We start from the raw sequence: 13,955 nt of genomic DNA on the forward strand, positions 1-13,955 counted from the left end.
GCGTGAGCCGCGCCTCACCACCGCACTCTGACGGGCGATTCAATTGAGGCTGCGCAAAGACGTTACGTTATAACAATTAATCCGGTCGGGCAATGTGGACCCGACACGCCGGATTGGCCAGGGGAGGAATAAAAACACCTGCAGGAACGCAAACAGCCTCCGTTGCGGAGGCTGTTTGGAGTGCGGCAACGCGATGCAGATCAGGCGTCGCTAATATCGCTGGCGTCGTGCCGTTCGGCCACCTGCAGGGCTTCATCGCCCCACACGCGGTTGACCCGTCGACCACGCTGTACGGCAGGCCGTGCGGCAATCTCGGCGGCCCAGCGGCGCACGTGTTCGTATTCGTGTACCGACAGAAACTCCGCGGCCTCATACAAACTGCCTTCCACCAGCAGGCCGTACCACGGGTAGATCGCGATATCGGCGATGCTGTATTCGTCGCCCGCCATGTAGCGGTTGTCGGCCAGATGGCGATTGAGCACGTCCAGCTGGCGTTTCACTTCCATGGCGAAGCGATTGATCGGGTATTCGAACTTCTCGGGCGCGTAGGCGTAGAAATGGCCAAAGCCGCCACCCAGATACGGCGCCGAGCCCATCTGCCAGAACAGCCAGTTCATCGCCTCGGTGCGCTTGCCATGATCCGTTGGCAGCAGCGCGCCAAACTTTTCGGCCAGATACAGCAGGATGGAGCCGGACTCGAACACCCGGGTCGGCGGGTTGGTGCCGTGATCCATCAACGCCGGAATCTTCGAGTTGGGGTTGACCTCAACAAAGCCGCTGCTGAACTGGTCGCCCTCGTTGATGCGTACCAGCCAGGCGTCGTACTCGGCGCCGCTGTGACCCAGCGCCAGCAGCTCTTCAAGCATGATGGTGGCCTTGACGCCGTTGGGCGTGGCCAGTGAGTACAGCTGGAACGGGTGCTTGCCGATCGGTCGATCCTTGTCATGGGTCGGGCCGGCAATCGGGCGATTGATGCTGGCGAACTTGCCGCCGCTCTCGCTATCCCAGGTCCAGACCTTGGGTGGTGTATAGCGGTTGTCACTCATGCGATGTCTTCCTGTGTTCTGAAACCAGACAGCAAAGGGTAGTCGACAGAGCATGTCGAGCCGGGCACAGCAGGTCAATGCCGAATTCTCGCGCAGCCATGCCCGGAACTGTCACGGAACTAAAACATCAGCCGGGCACCAAAACCCACCAGCAGCGCGCCAAATGCCCAGCGCTGCAGCTGTTGCAGGCGCGGCCGCTCGCGCAACATGCCCCCCATCAGCTTGCCGCCAGAGACGTAAAGCAGGTCAAAGCACACGCCGACCAGCAGCACAATCAGGCCCAGGAGCGTGAACTGCAGCGCGACGCTACCGGTCTGCGGGTGAATGAACTGTGGCAGCAGCACCGAACAGAACAGCAGCGCCTTGGGGTTGCTGATGTTGGTCAGCAACCCGCGCCGGAACGCCGCGAGCGCGCTCCGCGAACGCTTGGCGCAAGCGTCCTCCGGTACCAGCGATGACGCCCGCCAGATCGAGATGCCCAGCCAGATCAGATACACCGCGCCGAACAGACGTACCGCGTTAAAGGCCCAGGGGGCCGCCTGTAGCAGCGCCGCCAGCCCCAACCCGGCCAGCGCCACGTGGGCTGCGCGGGCCAACGCCAGCCCGGCAATGGTTGCAGCGCTCTGTAGCCGCGAATGGCTCGCAGCGGTCTGCAAGAGCAACAGCATGTCCGGCCCCGGCACCAGATAGGCCACCGCCAGGGCAGCCACAAACATCCACAATTCCGTCATCTCAGGCGCGCTCCGGCCGTGTCATCTCAACAACTATCCTAGGGCCGAATGGCGATACAGGTCATTGCGAGTTAGTGCGCCAAAGTTTTATTTATTGGCATAAACTGCCAGTGAAAGCCAAAATGAATTGAGAATATGCCAATGCAATTGGATAACCTGGACAGACGCATCCTCGACGCCCTGCAGCGCAATGCCAAACTGAGCAACGTACAACTGGCCGAAGAAGTCGGCCTGTCTCCTTCGCCGTGTTTACGCCGCGTGCGTCTGCTGGAAGAGGCAGGCGTGATTCGTGGCTACCACGCAGAACTGGATCGCAGCAAAAGCGGCCTGGGGCTAACGGTGTTTGTCGGGGTCAAGGTCGAGCGACACCACGACGCGTCGGCCAACGCCTTTCGCGCCGCGGTGATTGATTTGCCGGAAGTGATTTCCTGCCACGTGGTGTCAGGCGAGTCGGACTTTCTGCTGCAGGTGGTGCTGCCAGATCTGGCGTCCTACGAGGACTTTCTGTTCAGCACCCTGCTCAAGCTCCCTGCGGTCAGCGACATCCGCAGCAACTTCGCCATCTCGACCGTCAAGTCGCAGACGGCGCTGCCGCTCGATCATCTGCCGCAGGGCGGCCTGAGCTGACCCTCGCGCTCAGGCGACGTCTTCGATACCGCTCTCTTCGCGCCGGCCGTAACGCTCGGCCAGCACCGCGCAGACCATCAGCTGAATCTGGTGGAACAGCATCAGCGGCAGGATCAGCGTACCCAGCGCACCGCCGGCAAACAGCACCTGCGCCATCGGCACGCCGGTGGCCAGGCTCTTTTTGGAGCCGGCGAAAATGATGGTGATGCGGTCTTCGACGTTAAAGCCGAGACGGCGACCCAGCCAGGCGGTCAGGCCCAGCACCAGCGCCAGCAGCAGACAGCAGGCAACCACCAGCCCCAGCAGCTCCGTCAGCGGCACGGTTTGCCAGATCCCCTCGACCACCGCATGGCTGAAGGCACCAAACACCACCAGCAGAATCGAGCCCTGATCCACGCTCTTGAGCCAGCCCTTGTTGCGTGCGACCCAGTCGCCGATCCAGCGACGGGCAATCTGGCCGGCAATAAACGGCAGCAGCAGTTGCACCACAATCTTGCCGATCGCATCCAGGGTGTTGGACTCACCGGCCTGCGCGCCCATCAGCAGCAGCACCAGCAGCGGCGTGACAAAAATCCCAACCAGGCTGGAAGTCGCCGCGCTGCAGACCGCCGCAGCGACGTTGCCGCGGGCAATCGAGGTAAAGGCAATCGCCGACTGCACGGTGGCCGGCAGGGCGCAGAGGAACAGGATACCCAGATAGAGTTCATCCCCTACCAGCGGCACCAGCGCCGGTTTGAGCAATACGCCCAGCAGCGGAAACATGATGAAGGTGCAGGCAAATACCAGCAAATGCAGGCGCCAGTGGGTCATGCCGGCAATGATCGCCTCACGCGACAGCTTGGCACCGTGCATAAAGAACAGCAGCGCGATGGCGGCATTGGTCAGGCCATCAAAGGCGACAGCAGCCTGCCCGTGCACGGGAAACAGGCTGGCGGCAATGACGACAGCAATAAGGCAGAGGGTCATGTTGTCAGGTAAAAAGCGTGGGCGTGCCATGGCAATGTCTCGTTTTTCGTTATCAATGTTGCGACGTGCAGGAGGGGAGTTTACTGTCTGGACCAACGACCGACTAACGCGATTGGATAGCACAATGTCGACAAACGGACAAAAGCGCCTGAATCACCGTGCCGTACCCGATCTGCCCGCCCTGCCGCGGCCGCTGTATGCGCGCAGCGAATCACTGCAACGCGGCACCACCACGCTCTGGCATAGCCACCCGTGGGCACAGCTGTCCTACGCCATTTCCGGCGTACTGTCGGTGCATACCCACAGCGGGCGTTTTCTGGCCCCGCCGCAGCGGGCGATTCTGGTGCCGCCCGATCTGCCCCACGCGGTCATCAGCTCGCCCGACACCGAGATGCGCAGCCTCTACATCGAGCGCGACGCCATGCCGTGGCAGGCCGGGCAGTGCGCGGTGCTGGAGATCAACCCGCTGACCCGCGAACTGATCAACCAGTTCGGTCGCATTCCGGTCGAGTACGACGAGAGCGGTGCCGACGGGCGACTGGTCGCGGTATTGCTCGACCAGTTGACCGCCGCCCGCGATACCGGCCTGTATCTGCCCTGGCCGGATGACTCACGCCTGCAGCAGGTGTGTCAGGCGCTGTTCGACAACCCCGAACTGACGCTGACGCTTAGCGACTGGAGCGGACAGCTCGGCTGTTCCGAGAAAACCCTGACCCGCCTGTTCCAGCGCGACACCGGCCTGAGCTTCCGGGCCTGGCGCCAGCGTTTGCGTCTGCTCAGCGCCTTGCCGATGTTGGAACGCGGCGAGCGGGTCACCGACATTGCGCTGGCCTGCGGCTACGACTCCACATCAGCCTTTATCGCTGCGTTTCGCACGCAGATCGGCATGACGCCCAGCCAGTTTGCCAGCCGCCAATAGCGATCTGGGCCACAGGCTGGCGACCTACGTCAGACTATCAACGCCCTGAATACCGTATCCCCCAAGACCGCCCTCAGCGCCGCTAACGACCGATCTAGAGCATGTCATAAGTCATCGGGGCAAAAAGCCGGCCTATCCCATTGGCTGTGCGTTGATCCCGGACAATACCAACATGCTAGACAGCGCCCAGTATCCTCCTAAGCTAAGAGAGGACAACCACGTCCAAGCGACAACAACATCCCGCAGAGGAATGCTTATGAACTTCAAGAAACCGGTCATGATTGCTGCTCTGACCATGGCAGCGCTGTTCACGACCGCAGCACAGGCCACGTCCCCGACCCCGCCCAGCGAACCTGGCTACGAGCAGCAGGCGGCCAGCGCTGCGCAGTTGCTGCACAAGGCGGTTGCCGCCTACCGCGAGGAAGGCAGCGCCGCCTTTGCTCGCTTCAGCCGCCAGGGCGAATTCGTTGATGGCGACCAATACGTCTACGTGGTTGACGAGAACGGCTACATGCTGGCCAGCGGCGGCCCCTCGGCCGCACTGATCGGTCGCGACATCCGCCCCCTGCTTGACCCGGAACTGCAGGAAGCCTTTGCTTCGGCGCTGCAGCAGCCCGACTCGGACAGCGTCTCCAGCGCCGAATATCGCTGGATGAACTGGAACGACGGCAAGGTCGAACGCAAGCACGTGTTCTATCAGAAGGTCGACGGCAAGACCTTCGCCGTGGGCTACTACCTGCCCCGCTCCAGCGAGGCCGCCGCCAAGGCGCTGCTGGATGATGCTGCCGCCGCCATCGAGGCGGACCCGAGCGCGACCATCAATCGAATCAACCGTCTGGACCCCGAATTCAACCGCGATGATCTGTATGTGTTCGTGGTCGATATGGACAGCATGAGCATGGTTGCCCACGGCTACAGTCGTCGTCTGCTGAACATTCACTTCCCCGAGCTGAAAAACCGCGACGGTGCACGTGTCGGTGAACAGATTCTTGATGCCGTCGAAGCGGGTCAAGACAGCGTGACCTACAGCTGGCCCAACCCGGTGACCGAACGCCCGGAGGAGAAGAAAACCCTGATCCGCAAGGTCGGCAACTATCTGGTCGCGGTGGGTTACTACCAGGAACCGGTGACCGAGTAAGCCTGACAGGCTGGTGGCGCTCGCCATCAGCCCGCTTGCAGCTAGCGCAGCTGGCTGTCCTTGCTGGCGTTGCGGTTATAGCCGGAATCGAACCGGGCGTCTTTCTCCTGCTCTGCCTGGCAGGCCAGACACAGGCGCACACCCGGCAGCGCCTGACGACGGCGCTCGGCAATCGGCTCGCCACAGTGTTCACAATGACTCAGGCTTTCGCCCTTGGGCAGATCCTGCCGGGCGCGCTCAACCGCCGAGTCGCGTGTCGCATCGATCTGCTCCTGTACCGCCCCGTCCTGTGCCCAGCCACTGGCCATGATGCCTCCCGCTCAATCCTGAAAAGCCGCCTGCAGCAACGCCGGCAAAATCTCGCCCGCCGCACCTGCCAATAACCATTCGTCAGTGCCTCCCAGCGCTTGCGGGTCGGGATTGACGTGTACCACAGTCGCACCGTTGTGCAAGGCAATCTCGGGCACCTGCGCAGCCGGGTAGACCACACCTGAGGTGCCCACCGACAGCAACAGATCACAGTCAGCCGCCGCAGCGAAGGCCGCTTCCAGCGCGGTCACCGGCAGGCTCTCACCAAACCAGACAATCCCCGGGCGCACTGCCCCACCGCACTGCAGGCAACGTGGCGGCGCCAGGCGTCGACCTTCGGTCGCTTCTACCGGTGGCACCGGAGCCAGCTCGAATGGCGCCGCGCAGCGACTACAGCGCGGGTAATGCAGGCTGCCGTGCAGGTGCAACACATCGCGGCTGCCAGCGCGCTCGTGCAGATCATCGACGTTCTGGGTAACCAGCGTCAGCTGCGGCAGCCGTTTGGCCAATTCGGCGATGGCGATATGGCCGGGGTTGGGTGAGCTGCACAGCACCTGCCTGCGCCGCGACTCATACCAGCCCCAAACCAGCTCAGGGTCGGCGGCGAACGCCTCTGGGGTCGCCAACTGCATCGGATCAAAGCGCGACCAGAGCCCGCTCAGCGCATCACGAAAGGTGGCAATACCGCTCTCCGCCGACACTCCGGCCCCGGTAAACACCACCCCATGCCGTGCATTGCGCAGCTGCGCCAGCAAACCCTGATCAAACGTCATCACCGCGCCTCCATAACCCGTTGCCCTCATCCTGCACCAGCGCGAAGTCAGTCGGCAAACACAAAACCGGCCAGCGGTACCCCCATCGCCACCTGATGAAAGTCAGTGCGTCCGGGGCTGTCAGCTGCCGCGCCTGCCACCACATGCAGCGGCAGCAGATGCTCGGCATCGGGGTGCGCCAGCAGCGCGCCCGGCGCCTGCTGCCAGTCCGCCAGCGCAGCATCGCGCTCGGCCTGCGGCAGCACCACCGCTTCCCGCAGCCAGCGATCAAAGGCGTCGATGGCCGGGGCCGGCGTCGCCAGGCTGGCGCGCATCAATGGGATATTGTGAAAGCTCATGCCGCTGCCGATGATCAGCACGCCCTGCTCGCGCAGCGGTGCCAGGGCACGTCCCAGTTCCAGATGCGCCTGCGGGTCCATATCGGCCCGCAGCGACAACTGCAGCACCGGAATATCCGCCTCGGGCCGCACCAGCTTGAGCGGGATAAAGACTCCATGATCAAACCCGCGCCGGTTATCACGCGCGGTGCTGAACCCGGCATCTTCAAGCAGCTCCGCAACCTCGCCAGCCAGCTCCGGCGCCCCAGGCGCCGGCCAGGTCAGCTGGTAGGTGTACGGCGGAAAGCCGTAGTAGTCAAACAACAGGCCGGGGGCGGCCTGGGTATTCAGGGTAAAGACCGGTTCTTCCCAGTGGGCGGAGATCACCAGCAGGGCGCGGGGAGCCACATTCAGGCTCGGCAGCAGATTGCGCAACCAGGCTTCCATGCCCTGCCAGGTGTCGGCCGGTTCCCACTCCATGAAGAAGCAGGGACCGGCGCCATGGGGAAGAAAGACCGTCGGCAGTCGATTGGCAGACATGCTCAATCCTCCTTGGTCAATATCAGAACGGCAGGTTAAAACGACGGTCCAGCGAGAAGCGATCACCACCGCGCAGGAAGATACCGAAGGCCGTCAGGGCCCACAGCAGCGGGTATTCGATTCCGCCATTGGTCCAGAAGAAGCCGTTGGCCGTGTGCACTGTCAGCGCCACCCCAAGCATGAAGGTGACCGCCAGCGCCGCCGGACGGGTCAGCAAACCAAGAACCAGCGCCAGACCACCAAAGAACTCCACCAGGCCCGCCAACAGCGCAAACAGAATGCCGGGGGACATGCCCAACGAGCCTTCAAAGAACTGGCCGGTGGCTTCCAGGCCGTAGCCGCCAAACCAGCCAAACAGCTTCTGCGCGCCATGCGGCATCAGCATCAGGCCAGCGGTAATGCGGATCAGCGGATAGCCCAGCGGCGCCAGGCGCTCGAAGATGGCCAGGCCAGGGGTTACAGTGTTTTGGTTGCTCATGATGTGTCTCCAGACGTTGCGTTGAGTTGATGGAGAGCAGATTATGCTGGTTTCCAAATTTACATAAGACTGCAGATAAGGAACCCATGGTTAACGAATCGGAAACCCTAGGCGGGTCACTGAAAGACCTCTATGCCTTTTGCGCGGTTATCGAGTTCGGCACACTCTCGGCCGCCGCCCGCGAGCGCGGTGAAACCAAGGGCAGCATCAGTCGTCGGCTGTCGCGGCTGGAGCAACGCCTCGGCGTGGCCCTGCTGGCGCGCACACCGCGTTCGGTATCGGCCACCGAGGAAGGCACGGCCTTTTATCTGAAGGCCCGCGATGCCCTTACCCTGCTGGCCGACGCCAGCGCCAGCGCGCGCGCCGCTCAGGAGATCGCCGCCGGACACCTGCGGCTGACCGCCCCACTGGATATTGGCGTTGGCGTACTACCGCCGCTGCTGGCGCGTTTCCGCGAGCTGTATCCGCAGATCGACATTGAATTGCTGCTGACCGACACACCGCTGGATCTCAGCGCCCACCGGATCGACCTCGCGCTGAGAGCCACACCGGGCAACCTGCCGGACATGAGCTACCGGGCCTCGGCATTGATCAATTTTCGTATCGCGCTGTACTGCGCACCCGATTATCTCGCCGGGCGCGAGCCGCCCCTGCGGCCGGCCCAACTGGTCGAACACCAGCTACTGGCCTGCCGCGAGATGGTCGGCGCTGCCACGCTGCAGCTGAGCGACGCCCGCGGCCGGGAGGCCAATCTCACCCTCAAGCCGGTGATGCGCACCAGCGACTACGCCAGCGCCCACCAACTGCTGTGCAGCGGTGTCGGCATCGGCCCGTTGCCTGACCTGATCGCCCGCCGCAGCCTGGCCGACGGTGCGCTGCTGCCGATACTAGCGGACTGGCAGGTCGCGCCGGGTACCCTGTATGCCATCAGCCTCAGCGGTGCGCAGGCGCCAGCACGGGTGAGGCTGTTCCGCGAGTTTCTGCGCGGCGAACTGAGCGCGTTGCAGCAACAGACCTGACCAACGCCCTTCTAGCCATTACACTGAAAGCGTATCCCCCGGACCGGATGTGACATGCAGATTGAACTGATCGAGATTCGCGACCACCTCAGCCGCTTCCCCCCCTTCGACGAACTGCCCGAGGACGTGCTGGATGAGGTCGCCCGACAGGTGGAAATCGGCTACTGCAAGGCCGGGACCCAGATCCTCACCTTCAACCAGGAAATCCACGAGCTGCACTATGTGCGCAGTGGCGCGGTGGAGATTTTCCGGCGCAATGGCGACCTCTATAACCGCCTGACCGAGGGCGATGTGTTTGGCCATTTCGGCCTGCTGCGACGCAACCGCGTGCGCTTCCCCGCCAAGGCCATCGAAGACACGCTGCTGTATTACATACCCGGCACCCTGTTCGATCAGCTGTGCGAGCAATACGAGCACTTTGCCGACTTTGTCGAGGCCGAGGGCCAGTCACGGCTCAAGGCGGCAGTCGAGAACGGCCGCGCCAGCGAGCTGATGAAGATCAAGGTGCGCAAGCTGATCTCGCGCCTGCCGGTGACCGTGCCGCTGACCACCAGCGTGCAGGAAGCGGCCCAGGTGATGACCAGCCAGAGCGTATCCTCGCTGGTCGTGGTCGACCCGCACAGCCAGTGGCCCAACCCGGATCGCGTGCCGGTTGCCGAGCCGCACCACGGCGTCATGGTCGGCATTATCACCGACCGCGACTTCCGCACCCGGGTGCTGGCCGAAGGGCTGCCGCTGGACACCCCGGTCAGCGACGTCATGTCGCCCAACCCGATTACCGTGCAGGGCGATGACACCGTGTTCGAAGCCATGCTCAGCATGCTGCGCAACAACATCCACCACCTGCCGGTGGTCACCCGGCGGCGTCCGATCGGCCTGATCAACCTCAGCGACATCATCAAGTACGAGTCCCAGAGCAGCCTCTATCTGGTCAGCGCCATCTATAACAAGCAGTCGGCAGAGGAGCTGAAAAGCCTGCTGCCGGACGTGCGTGCCACCTTTGTGCGCATGGCCCGCGACGAAGCCAGCGCCCACATGATCGGCAGCGCCATGTCCGGCATCGGTCGCAGCTTTACCCAGCGGCTGCTGGAGCTGGCCGAAGACCAGCTCGGCCCGCCGCCGGTGCCCTATGCCTTCATGGCGCTGGGTTCAATGGCCCGTGATGAGCAGCTGGTGGTCACCGACCAGGACAACGCGCTGGTACTGGATGATCGCTTCGATCCGGCGCAGCACGACGATTATTTTTTCCAGCTGGCGACCATCGTCAGCGACGGCCTCGCGGCCTGCGGCTACAGCTACTGCAAGGGCGGCATCATGGCGACCAATCCCAAGTGGCGTCAGCCGCTGTCGGTCTGGCGCGGCTATTTCAATGACTGGATCGACCGCCCCAAACCCGAGGCGCTGCTCAATAGCTGCATCTTCTTTGATCTGGATGCGGTCTACGGAGAAAGCGCGCTGGTTGAAGAGCTGCAGGAACTGCTGGCCGAACGCGCCAGCAGCAACGAGCCGTTCCTCGCCGCGCTGGCACGCAACGCACTCAACCGCACGCCGCCGCTGGGCTTCTTCCGTACCTTCGTGATGGAAAAAGACGGCCGCCACAAGAACGTCATCAACCTCAAGCGCCGCGGCACCGCGCCGCTGACCGACCTGATCCGCGTGCACGCCCTGGCCTGCGGCTCGCGGGCGCAAAATTCCTTTGACCGCCTGGACGCCATTGCTGCGACCAAGCTGATGCCTCCCGAAGCGCTGGAACGCCTGCGCTACGCGCTGGAGTTCCTGTCACTGGTACGCATACGCCACCAGGCGGTCGATCTGGAAGACGGCATGGACCCGGACAACGACGTTGAGCCGGAAAACATCCCCGCCGCCGAACGACACAACCTCAAGGAAGCGTTCCAGGTGCTCAGCAACGCCCAGAAGTTTCTGCGCTTTCGCTACCCGCACCTGCCCGTTACCCGGACTCTATGATTCGTTTTACCCCGGCCGCCCCCGGCGGCCCCGCCATCGACTGGACCAGCGAGTTGGCACGGCGCGCCGAGCGCAGCCGCCATCCGGCGCTGCAAGCCTTTTACCAAGCCGGTTGTGCCAGTGGCGACACGCCGCTGGAACAGGCGCAGCTGATCGCCCTGGACATCGAAACCACCGGCCTGGATGCACGCCGGGACGCCATCGTCAGTATCGGCCTGGTGCCCTTTGACCTGCAGCGCATTCGTTGCCGCGACGCCTTCTACGAGGTGGTCAAGCCCAACACCCCGCTGAGCGAAGAGTCCATCACCTTTCACCGCATTACCCATTCGGACATCCGCCAGGCGCCGCCAATGGCCGCTGTACTGGACCGGGTACTGAAGGCCATGGCCGGCAAGATCATGGTGGTGCATTACCGGGCCATTGAACGCGCCTTTCTGGATCGGGCGGTACAACAGCACCTGGGCGAGTCGCTGACCTTCCCGGTGATCGACACCATGCAGCTCGAGGCCCGCCTGCACCGGGGCAGCGCGCAGCCCGGCTGGCTGGCCCGGCTATTTGGCCGCAAGGTGGAATCCATTCGTCTGGCCGACAGCCGCCTGCGCTACGGCCTGCCGCACTACAGCGCCCACCACGCCCTGACCGATGCGGTGGCGACCGCCGAACTGCTGCAGGCGCAGGTGCTGACTCACTATCAGCCAGAGACCCCGTTGCGGGACCTCTGGTACTGAGTCAGACCGACAGCGAACGCATCTTGCCCGGATTCAGCAACGAATGCGGGTCGTTCGCCGCCTTGCTGGCGAGAATTGCCGGGCTCAACGAGCCGCCATGCTTGCCGTCTTCCAACATAAAGGTGTGGCTGTTGTTGATCTTGATGCCCAGCGACTCATGCAGCGCCATAACCTCGTGCAACCGCTCATCGGAGCTGTAGCGCACCAGCGGCAGCCCGGTGATCAGCGGTTGGCCGTTGCCCAGACGGATAAACTCCAGATGAGTGAGCACCTCATCGCCAACCAGCGCCTTGAGGTCTGCCAGTTGCTCCAGCACCCGCTCAGCAGCGTAGTTGGTCTGCAGGTTGGTGACGCTTTTATCGTGCTTCAGCGCCTGCAGGGTTGAGTGGTTCCAGCAGTGCTCCATCAGTGTCAGGCCGGAGGCCTGCGCTTCGGCGAAGGTCTGCATCCAGAGCTGCTCACCGCCGTATTCTGCCAGCAATTGCGCCAGCGGCTGGCGATTGTGCGGCGCCACCAGCGCCATCACCAGGTAGTGCCCGTCAGGCTGCTCAAAGGGGATATCGCGGAAGTAGGATGCCGCCTTGCTGTCGTACAGCGACAGTTCACGCTTCTCGATACCGGCCGCATCCAGCAGGGTGCGACAGAAGCCATAGGCTGTCTCGATAGTGGCAAAATCCAGCAGATATTCATCCCAGTCTCGCGCAGGGGCCAGCGCCAGTTCCAGATCAAGCAAAATGCCGTTGGTGCCATAGGTATGGTGATAGGTCAGCAGTTCTTCGCCACGCAACTCCAGCACCCGCGGCGTTTGTTCAATCGTCAGTACGCGGATCGCCTGCACCGTTCCCGAGGTCGAGATCGGCCCGTAGTTGATCGAGCCGATACCGCCGAAGCCACCGGCAAACAGGCCACCGATGCTGGCCGCGCGATAGGTCGAAGGCATGCAGCGCAGCTCCCAGCGCTGCTCGCGCACACGGGTTTCCAGCTCGCCGATCTTCATCCCGGCCTGAACACGGACCAGACCGTCACACAGCCACTGCAGGTCGGTGCAGGCGGTCATGTCGATGACCACGCCCCCTGCCAGCGGCACCGCCTGGCCGTAGTTGCCGGTGCCACCACCACGCACCGTCATCGGCACACCCAGTTCAACGCAGCAGCCAACCAGCGCACTCAGTTCGGCCTCGTTGCGCGGCTTGACCACCAGGTCAGCCAGTTTGTCCGCCAGCTGCGGCACCAGCATCGGGCTGAACCAGTAGAAGTCCCGGGACAAGCGCTTGATATGCACCTTGGAGGTAATCCAGTCCAGCTCGGGCAGGCGCTGCTGCAGGCTGCCCAGCGTGTCTGTTGACGTCATCTCATGCTCCATTGGGTTGGGCCTGCGCTCAGGGCAGAACCGGGTTCTGCGTGATGAACTCGGTGGTGTAGACGTCCTGCAGCGCAACCTTGTCGCTATCCACCAACTGGTTTTCCAGCAGCATGTTCCAGGTCGCCTGCATGCGCGCATCGGTAATCACGCCGATCCCCTGGGTCGCCGCATCCCCCCCGGCAACCATGCCGCTGCTGCGCAGACGCTCCAGGGCAAAAGCCAGCTGCTCGGTGGTCATATCCGGATTTTCCTGCTGGATCACTGCATTGCCGCCGCTCGGGTCCGTGATGTAGCGCTTCCAGCCCTCACGGGAGGCATCCAGAAAGGCCTGTACCTGCTCCGGGTGCTGCTCGATCAGCTCGTCGCTGCAGGCAATCGAGTTGCCGTAGGGCGGGTAGCCCTCCTGCCCCAGAGAAAAAACGTTGAACTCAACGCCTTCGCGCTGCAGCGCAAAGGGCTCGGAACTCATGTAGCCCTGCTGCGCCAGCGAGTTGTCGGCAATGAAGGGTTGTACGTTGAAGGTGTACGGGCGGCTCATGGCATCGGTGAAGCCGTACTGACTCTTTGCCCAAGGCCACCAGGACGAATGCGCACTGGAGGAAATCAGCACCTTGCGGCCGCCCAGCTCAGCCAGCGAGTTGACGTCCTTGTGGGTGATAATCACGGTCGGGTCATACTGAAAGCTGGCACCGACCATGGTCAGTGGAATGCCCTGCTGACGCGCCATGACGGTACCGATGTCATCCTTGATAATGCACTGGGCCTGCCCCGCGGCCAGCAACTGCGCCGAGTTGACCTGCGGCCCGCCCATGCGGATGCTGACATCTAGCCCTTTCTCTGCGTACAGCCCGTCCGCCAGTGCCTGGTAAAAACCACCGTGCTCGGCCTGTGCGTACCAGTTGGTGATAAAGGTGATCGGCGTTGCCGCCTGCGCGCTGGCGCAGCCCGCGGCGGCCAGCAGTGCGCTCAATGCGGCGATATGTCTAACCGGGTTACGCGTGTTGCCTGTTGCTTGCATGACTCATCTCCTGTT

15 protein-coding genes are annotated in these 13,955 nt (G+C 63.1%); 6 read left to right on the top strand and 9 right to left on the bottom strand.

Translation table 11 applies throughout. From position 1 onward, the window contains the following. Nucleotides 1-200: 200 nt before the first annotated feature. A complete protein-coding gene (gene yghU / locus CNQ84_RS14620; RefSeq protein ID WP_096005581.1) occupies nt 201-1,046 on the bottom strand; it encodes a glutathione-dependent disulfide-bond oxidoreductase in 846 nt (281 codons plus the stop codon). A 119-nt stretch (nt 1,047-1,165) separates the two neighbouring features. Beyond that, a complete protein-coding gene (locus tag CNQ84_RS14625) occupies nt 1,166-1,777 on the bottom strand; it encodes a LysE family translocator (protein WP_096005582.1) in 612 nt (203 codons plus the stop codon). 141 nt (nt 1,778-1,918) lie between these two features. Between CNQ84_RS14625 and CNQ84_RS14630 the strand changes: the two genes are divergently transcribed. Continuing rightward, on the top strand, nt 1,919-2,404 hold the full coding sequence (locus CNQ84_RS14630; protein ID WP_245841413.1) for an Lrp/AsnC family transcriptional regulator: 486 nt from the start codon (nt 1,919-1,921) through the stop codon (nt 2,402-2,404). Nucleotides 2,405-2,413: 9 nt separating this feature from the next. On the opposite strand, the gene CNQ84_RS14635 is transcribed toward CNQ84_RS14630, so the two are convergent. Further along, nucleotides 2,414-3,400 carry a bile acid:sodium symporter family protein gene (locus CNQ84_RS14635; RefSeq protein ID WP_096005584.1) on the bottom strand — a complete coding sequence of 329 codons (987 nt, stop codon included), beginning with the start codon at nt 3,398-3,400 and terminating at the stop codon, nt 2,414-2,416. A gap of 94 nt (nt 3,401-3,494) precedes the next feature. On the opposite strand from CNQ84_RS14635, the gene CNQ84_RS14640 reads away from it, so the two are divergent. Then, nucleotides 3,495-4,289 carry an AraC family transcriptional regulator gene (locus tag CNQ84_RS14640; protein ID WP_096005585.1) on the top strand — a complete coding sequence of 265 codons (795 nt, stop codon included), beginning with the start codon at nt 3,495-3,497 and terminating at the stop codon, nt 4,287-4,289. Nucleotides 4,290-4,545: 256 nt separating this feature from the next. Beyond that, on the top strand, nt 4,546-5,427 hold the full coding sequence (locus CNQ84_RS14645; RefSeq protein WP_096005586.1) for a cache domain-containing protein: 882 nt from the start codon (nt 4,546-4,548) through the stop codon (nt 5,425-5,427). Nucleotides 5,428-5,468: 41 nt separating this feature from the next. On the opposite strand, the gene CNQ84_RS14650 is transcribed toward CNQ84_RS14645, so the two are convergent. The 4 genes from CNQ84_RS14650 to CNQ84_RS14665 are packed head-to-tail and all read right to left on the bottom strand — an operon-like array spanning nt 5,469 to nt 7,844. After that, a complete protein-coding gene (locus CNQ84_RS14650) occupies nt 5,469-5,735 on the bottom strand; it encodes a DksA/TraR family C4-type zinc finger protein (RefSeq protein WP_096005587.1) in 267 nt (88 codons plus the stop codon). 12 nt (nt 5,736-5,747) lie between these two features. Next, nucleotides 5,748-6,509, bottom strand: coding sequence for an SIR2 family NAD-dependent protein deacylase (locus CNQ84_RS14655; protein WP_096005588.1), 762 nt, complete (start codon nt 6,507-6,509; stop codon nt 5,748-5,750). Between the two features lie 47 nt (nt 6,510-6,556). Next, nucleotides 6,557-7,366 carry a DODA-type extradiol aromatic ring-opening family dioxygenase gene (locus tag CNQ84_RS14660; protein WP_096005589.1) on the bottom strand — a complete coding sequence of 270 codons (810 nt, stop codon included), beginning with the start codon at nt 7,364-7,366 and terminating at the stop codon, nt 6,557-6,559. Nucleotides 7,367-7,388: 22 nt separating this feature from the next. Then, nucleotides 7,389-7,844 carry a DoxX family protein gene (locus tag CNQ84_RS14665; RefSeq protein WP_096005590.1) on the bottom strand — a complete coding sequence of 152 codons (456 nt, stop codon included), beginning with the start codon at nt 7,842-7,844 and terminating at the stop codon, nt 7,389-7,391. A gap of 86 nt (nt 7,845-7,930) precedes the next feature. Here CNQ84_RS14665 and CNQ84_RS14670 point away from each other — a divergent pair, with 86 nt between their 5' ends. From CNQ84_RS14670 to CNQ84_RS14680, 3 genes are read left to right on the top strand one after another with little or no spacing between them, the layout of a single operon-like run. Next, nucleotides 7,931-8,863, top strand: coding sequence for a LysR family transcriptional regulator (locus tag CNQ84_RS14670; RefSeq protein ID WP_096005591.1), 933 nt, complete (start codon nt 7,931-7,933; stop codon nt 8,861-8,863). Nucleotides 8,864-8,917: 54 nt separating this feature from the next. Further along, a complete protein-coding gene (locus tag CNQ84_RS14675; RefSeq protein ID WP_096005592.1) occupies nt 8,918-10,831 on the top strand; it encodes a DUF294 nucleotidyltransferase-like domain-containing protein in 1,914 nt (637 codons plus the stop codon). Beyond that, nucleotides 10,828-11,559: a 3'-5' exonuclease gene (locus CNQ84_RS14680; RefSeq protein ID WP_096005593.1), complete on the top strand. Its 732-nt coding sequence runs from the start codon at nt 10,828-10,830 to the stop codon at nt 11,557-11,559. Before CNQ84_RS14675 ends, CNQ84_RS14680 begins: the two co-directional genes overlap by 4 nt. 1 nt (nt 11,560) lies before the next feature. Here CNQ84_RS14680 and CNQ84_RS14685 read toward each other — a convergent pair whose 3' ends face one another. Both CNQ84_RS14685 and CNQ84_RS14690 read right to left on the bottom strand, forming a co-directional pair. Further along, nucleotides 11,561-12,910 carry an FAD-binding oxidoreductase gene (locus CNQ84_RS14685; RefSeq protein ID WP_096005594.1) on the bottom strand — a complete coding sequence of 450 codons (1,350 nt, stop codon included), beginning with the start codon at nt 12,908-12,910 and terminating at the stop codon, nt 11,561-11,563. Nucleotides 12,911-12,938: 28 nt separating this feature from the next. Continuing rightward, complete coding sequence (locus CNQ84_RS14690; RefSeq protein WP_096005595.1) at nt 12,939-13,940, bottom strand: ABC transporter substrate-binding protein; 1,002 nt, start codon at nt 13,938-13,940, stop codon at nt 12,939-12,941. Nucleotides 13,941-13,955 lie beyond the last annotated feature (15 nt).

Source organism: Pseudomonas abyssi (assembly GCF_002307495.1).
In the GTDB taxonomy this organism is placed as follows: Bacteria; Pseudomonadota; Gammaproteobacteria; order Pseudomonadales; family Pseudomonadaceae; genus Halopseudomonas; species Halopseudomonas abyssi.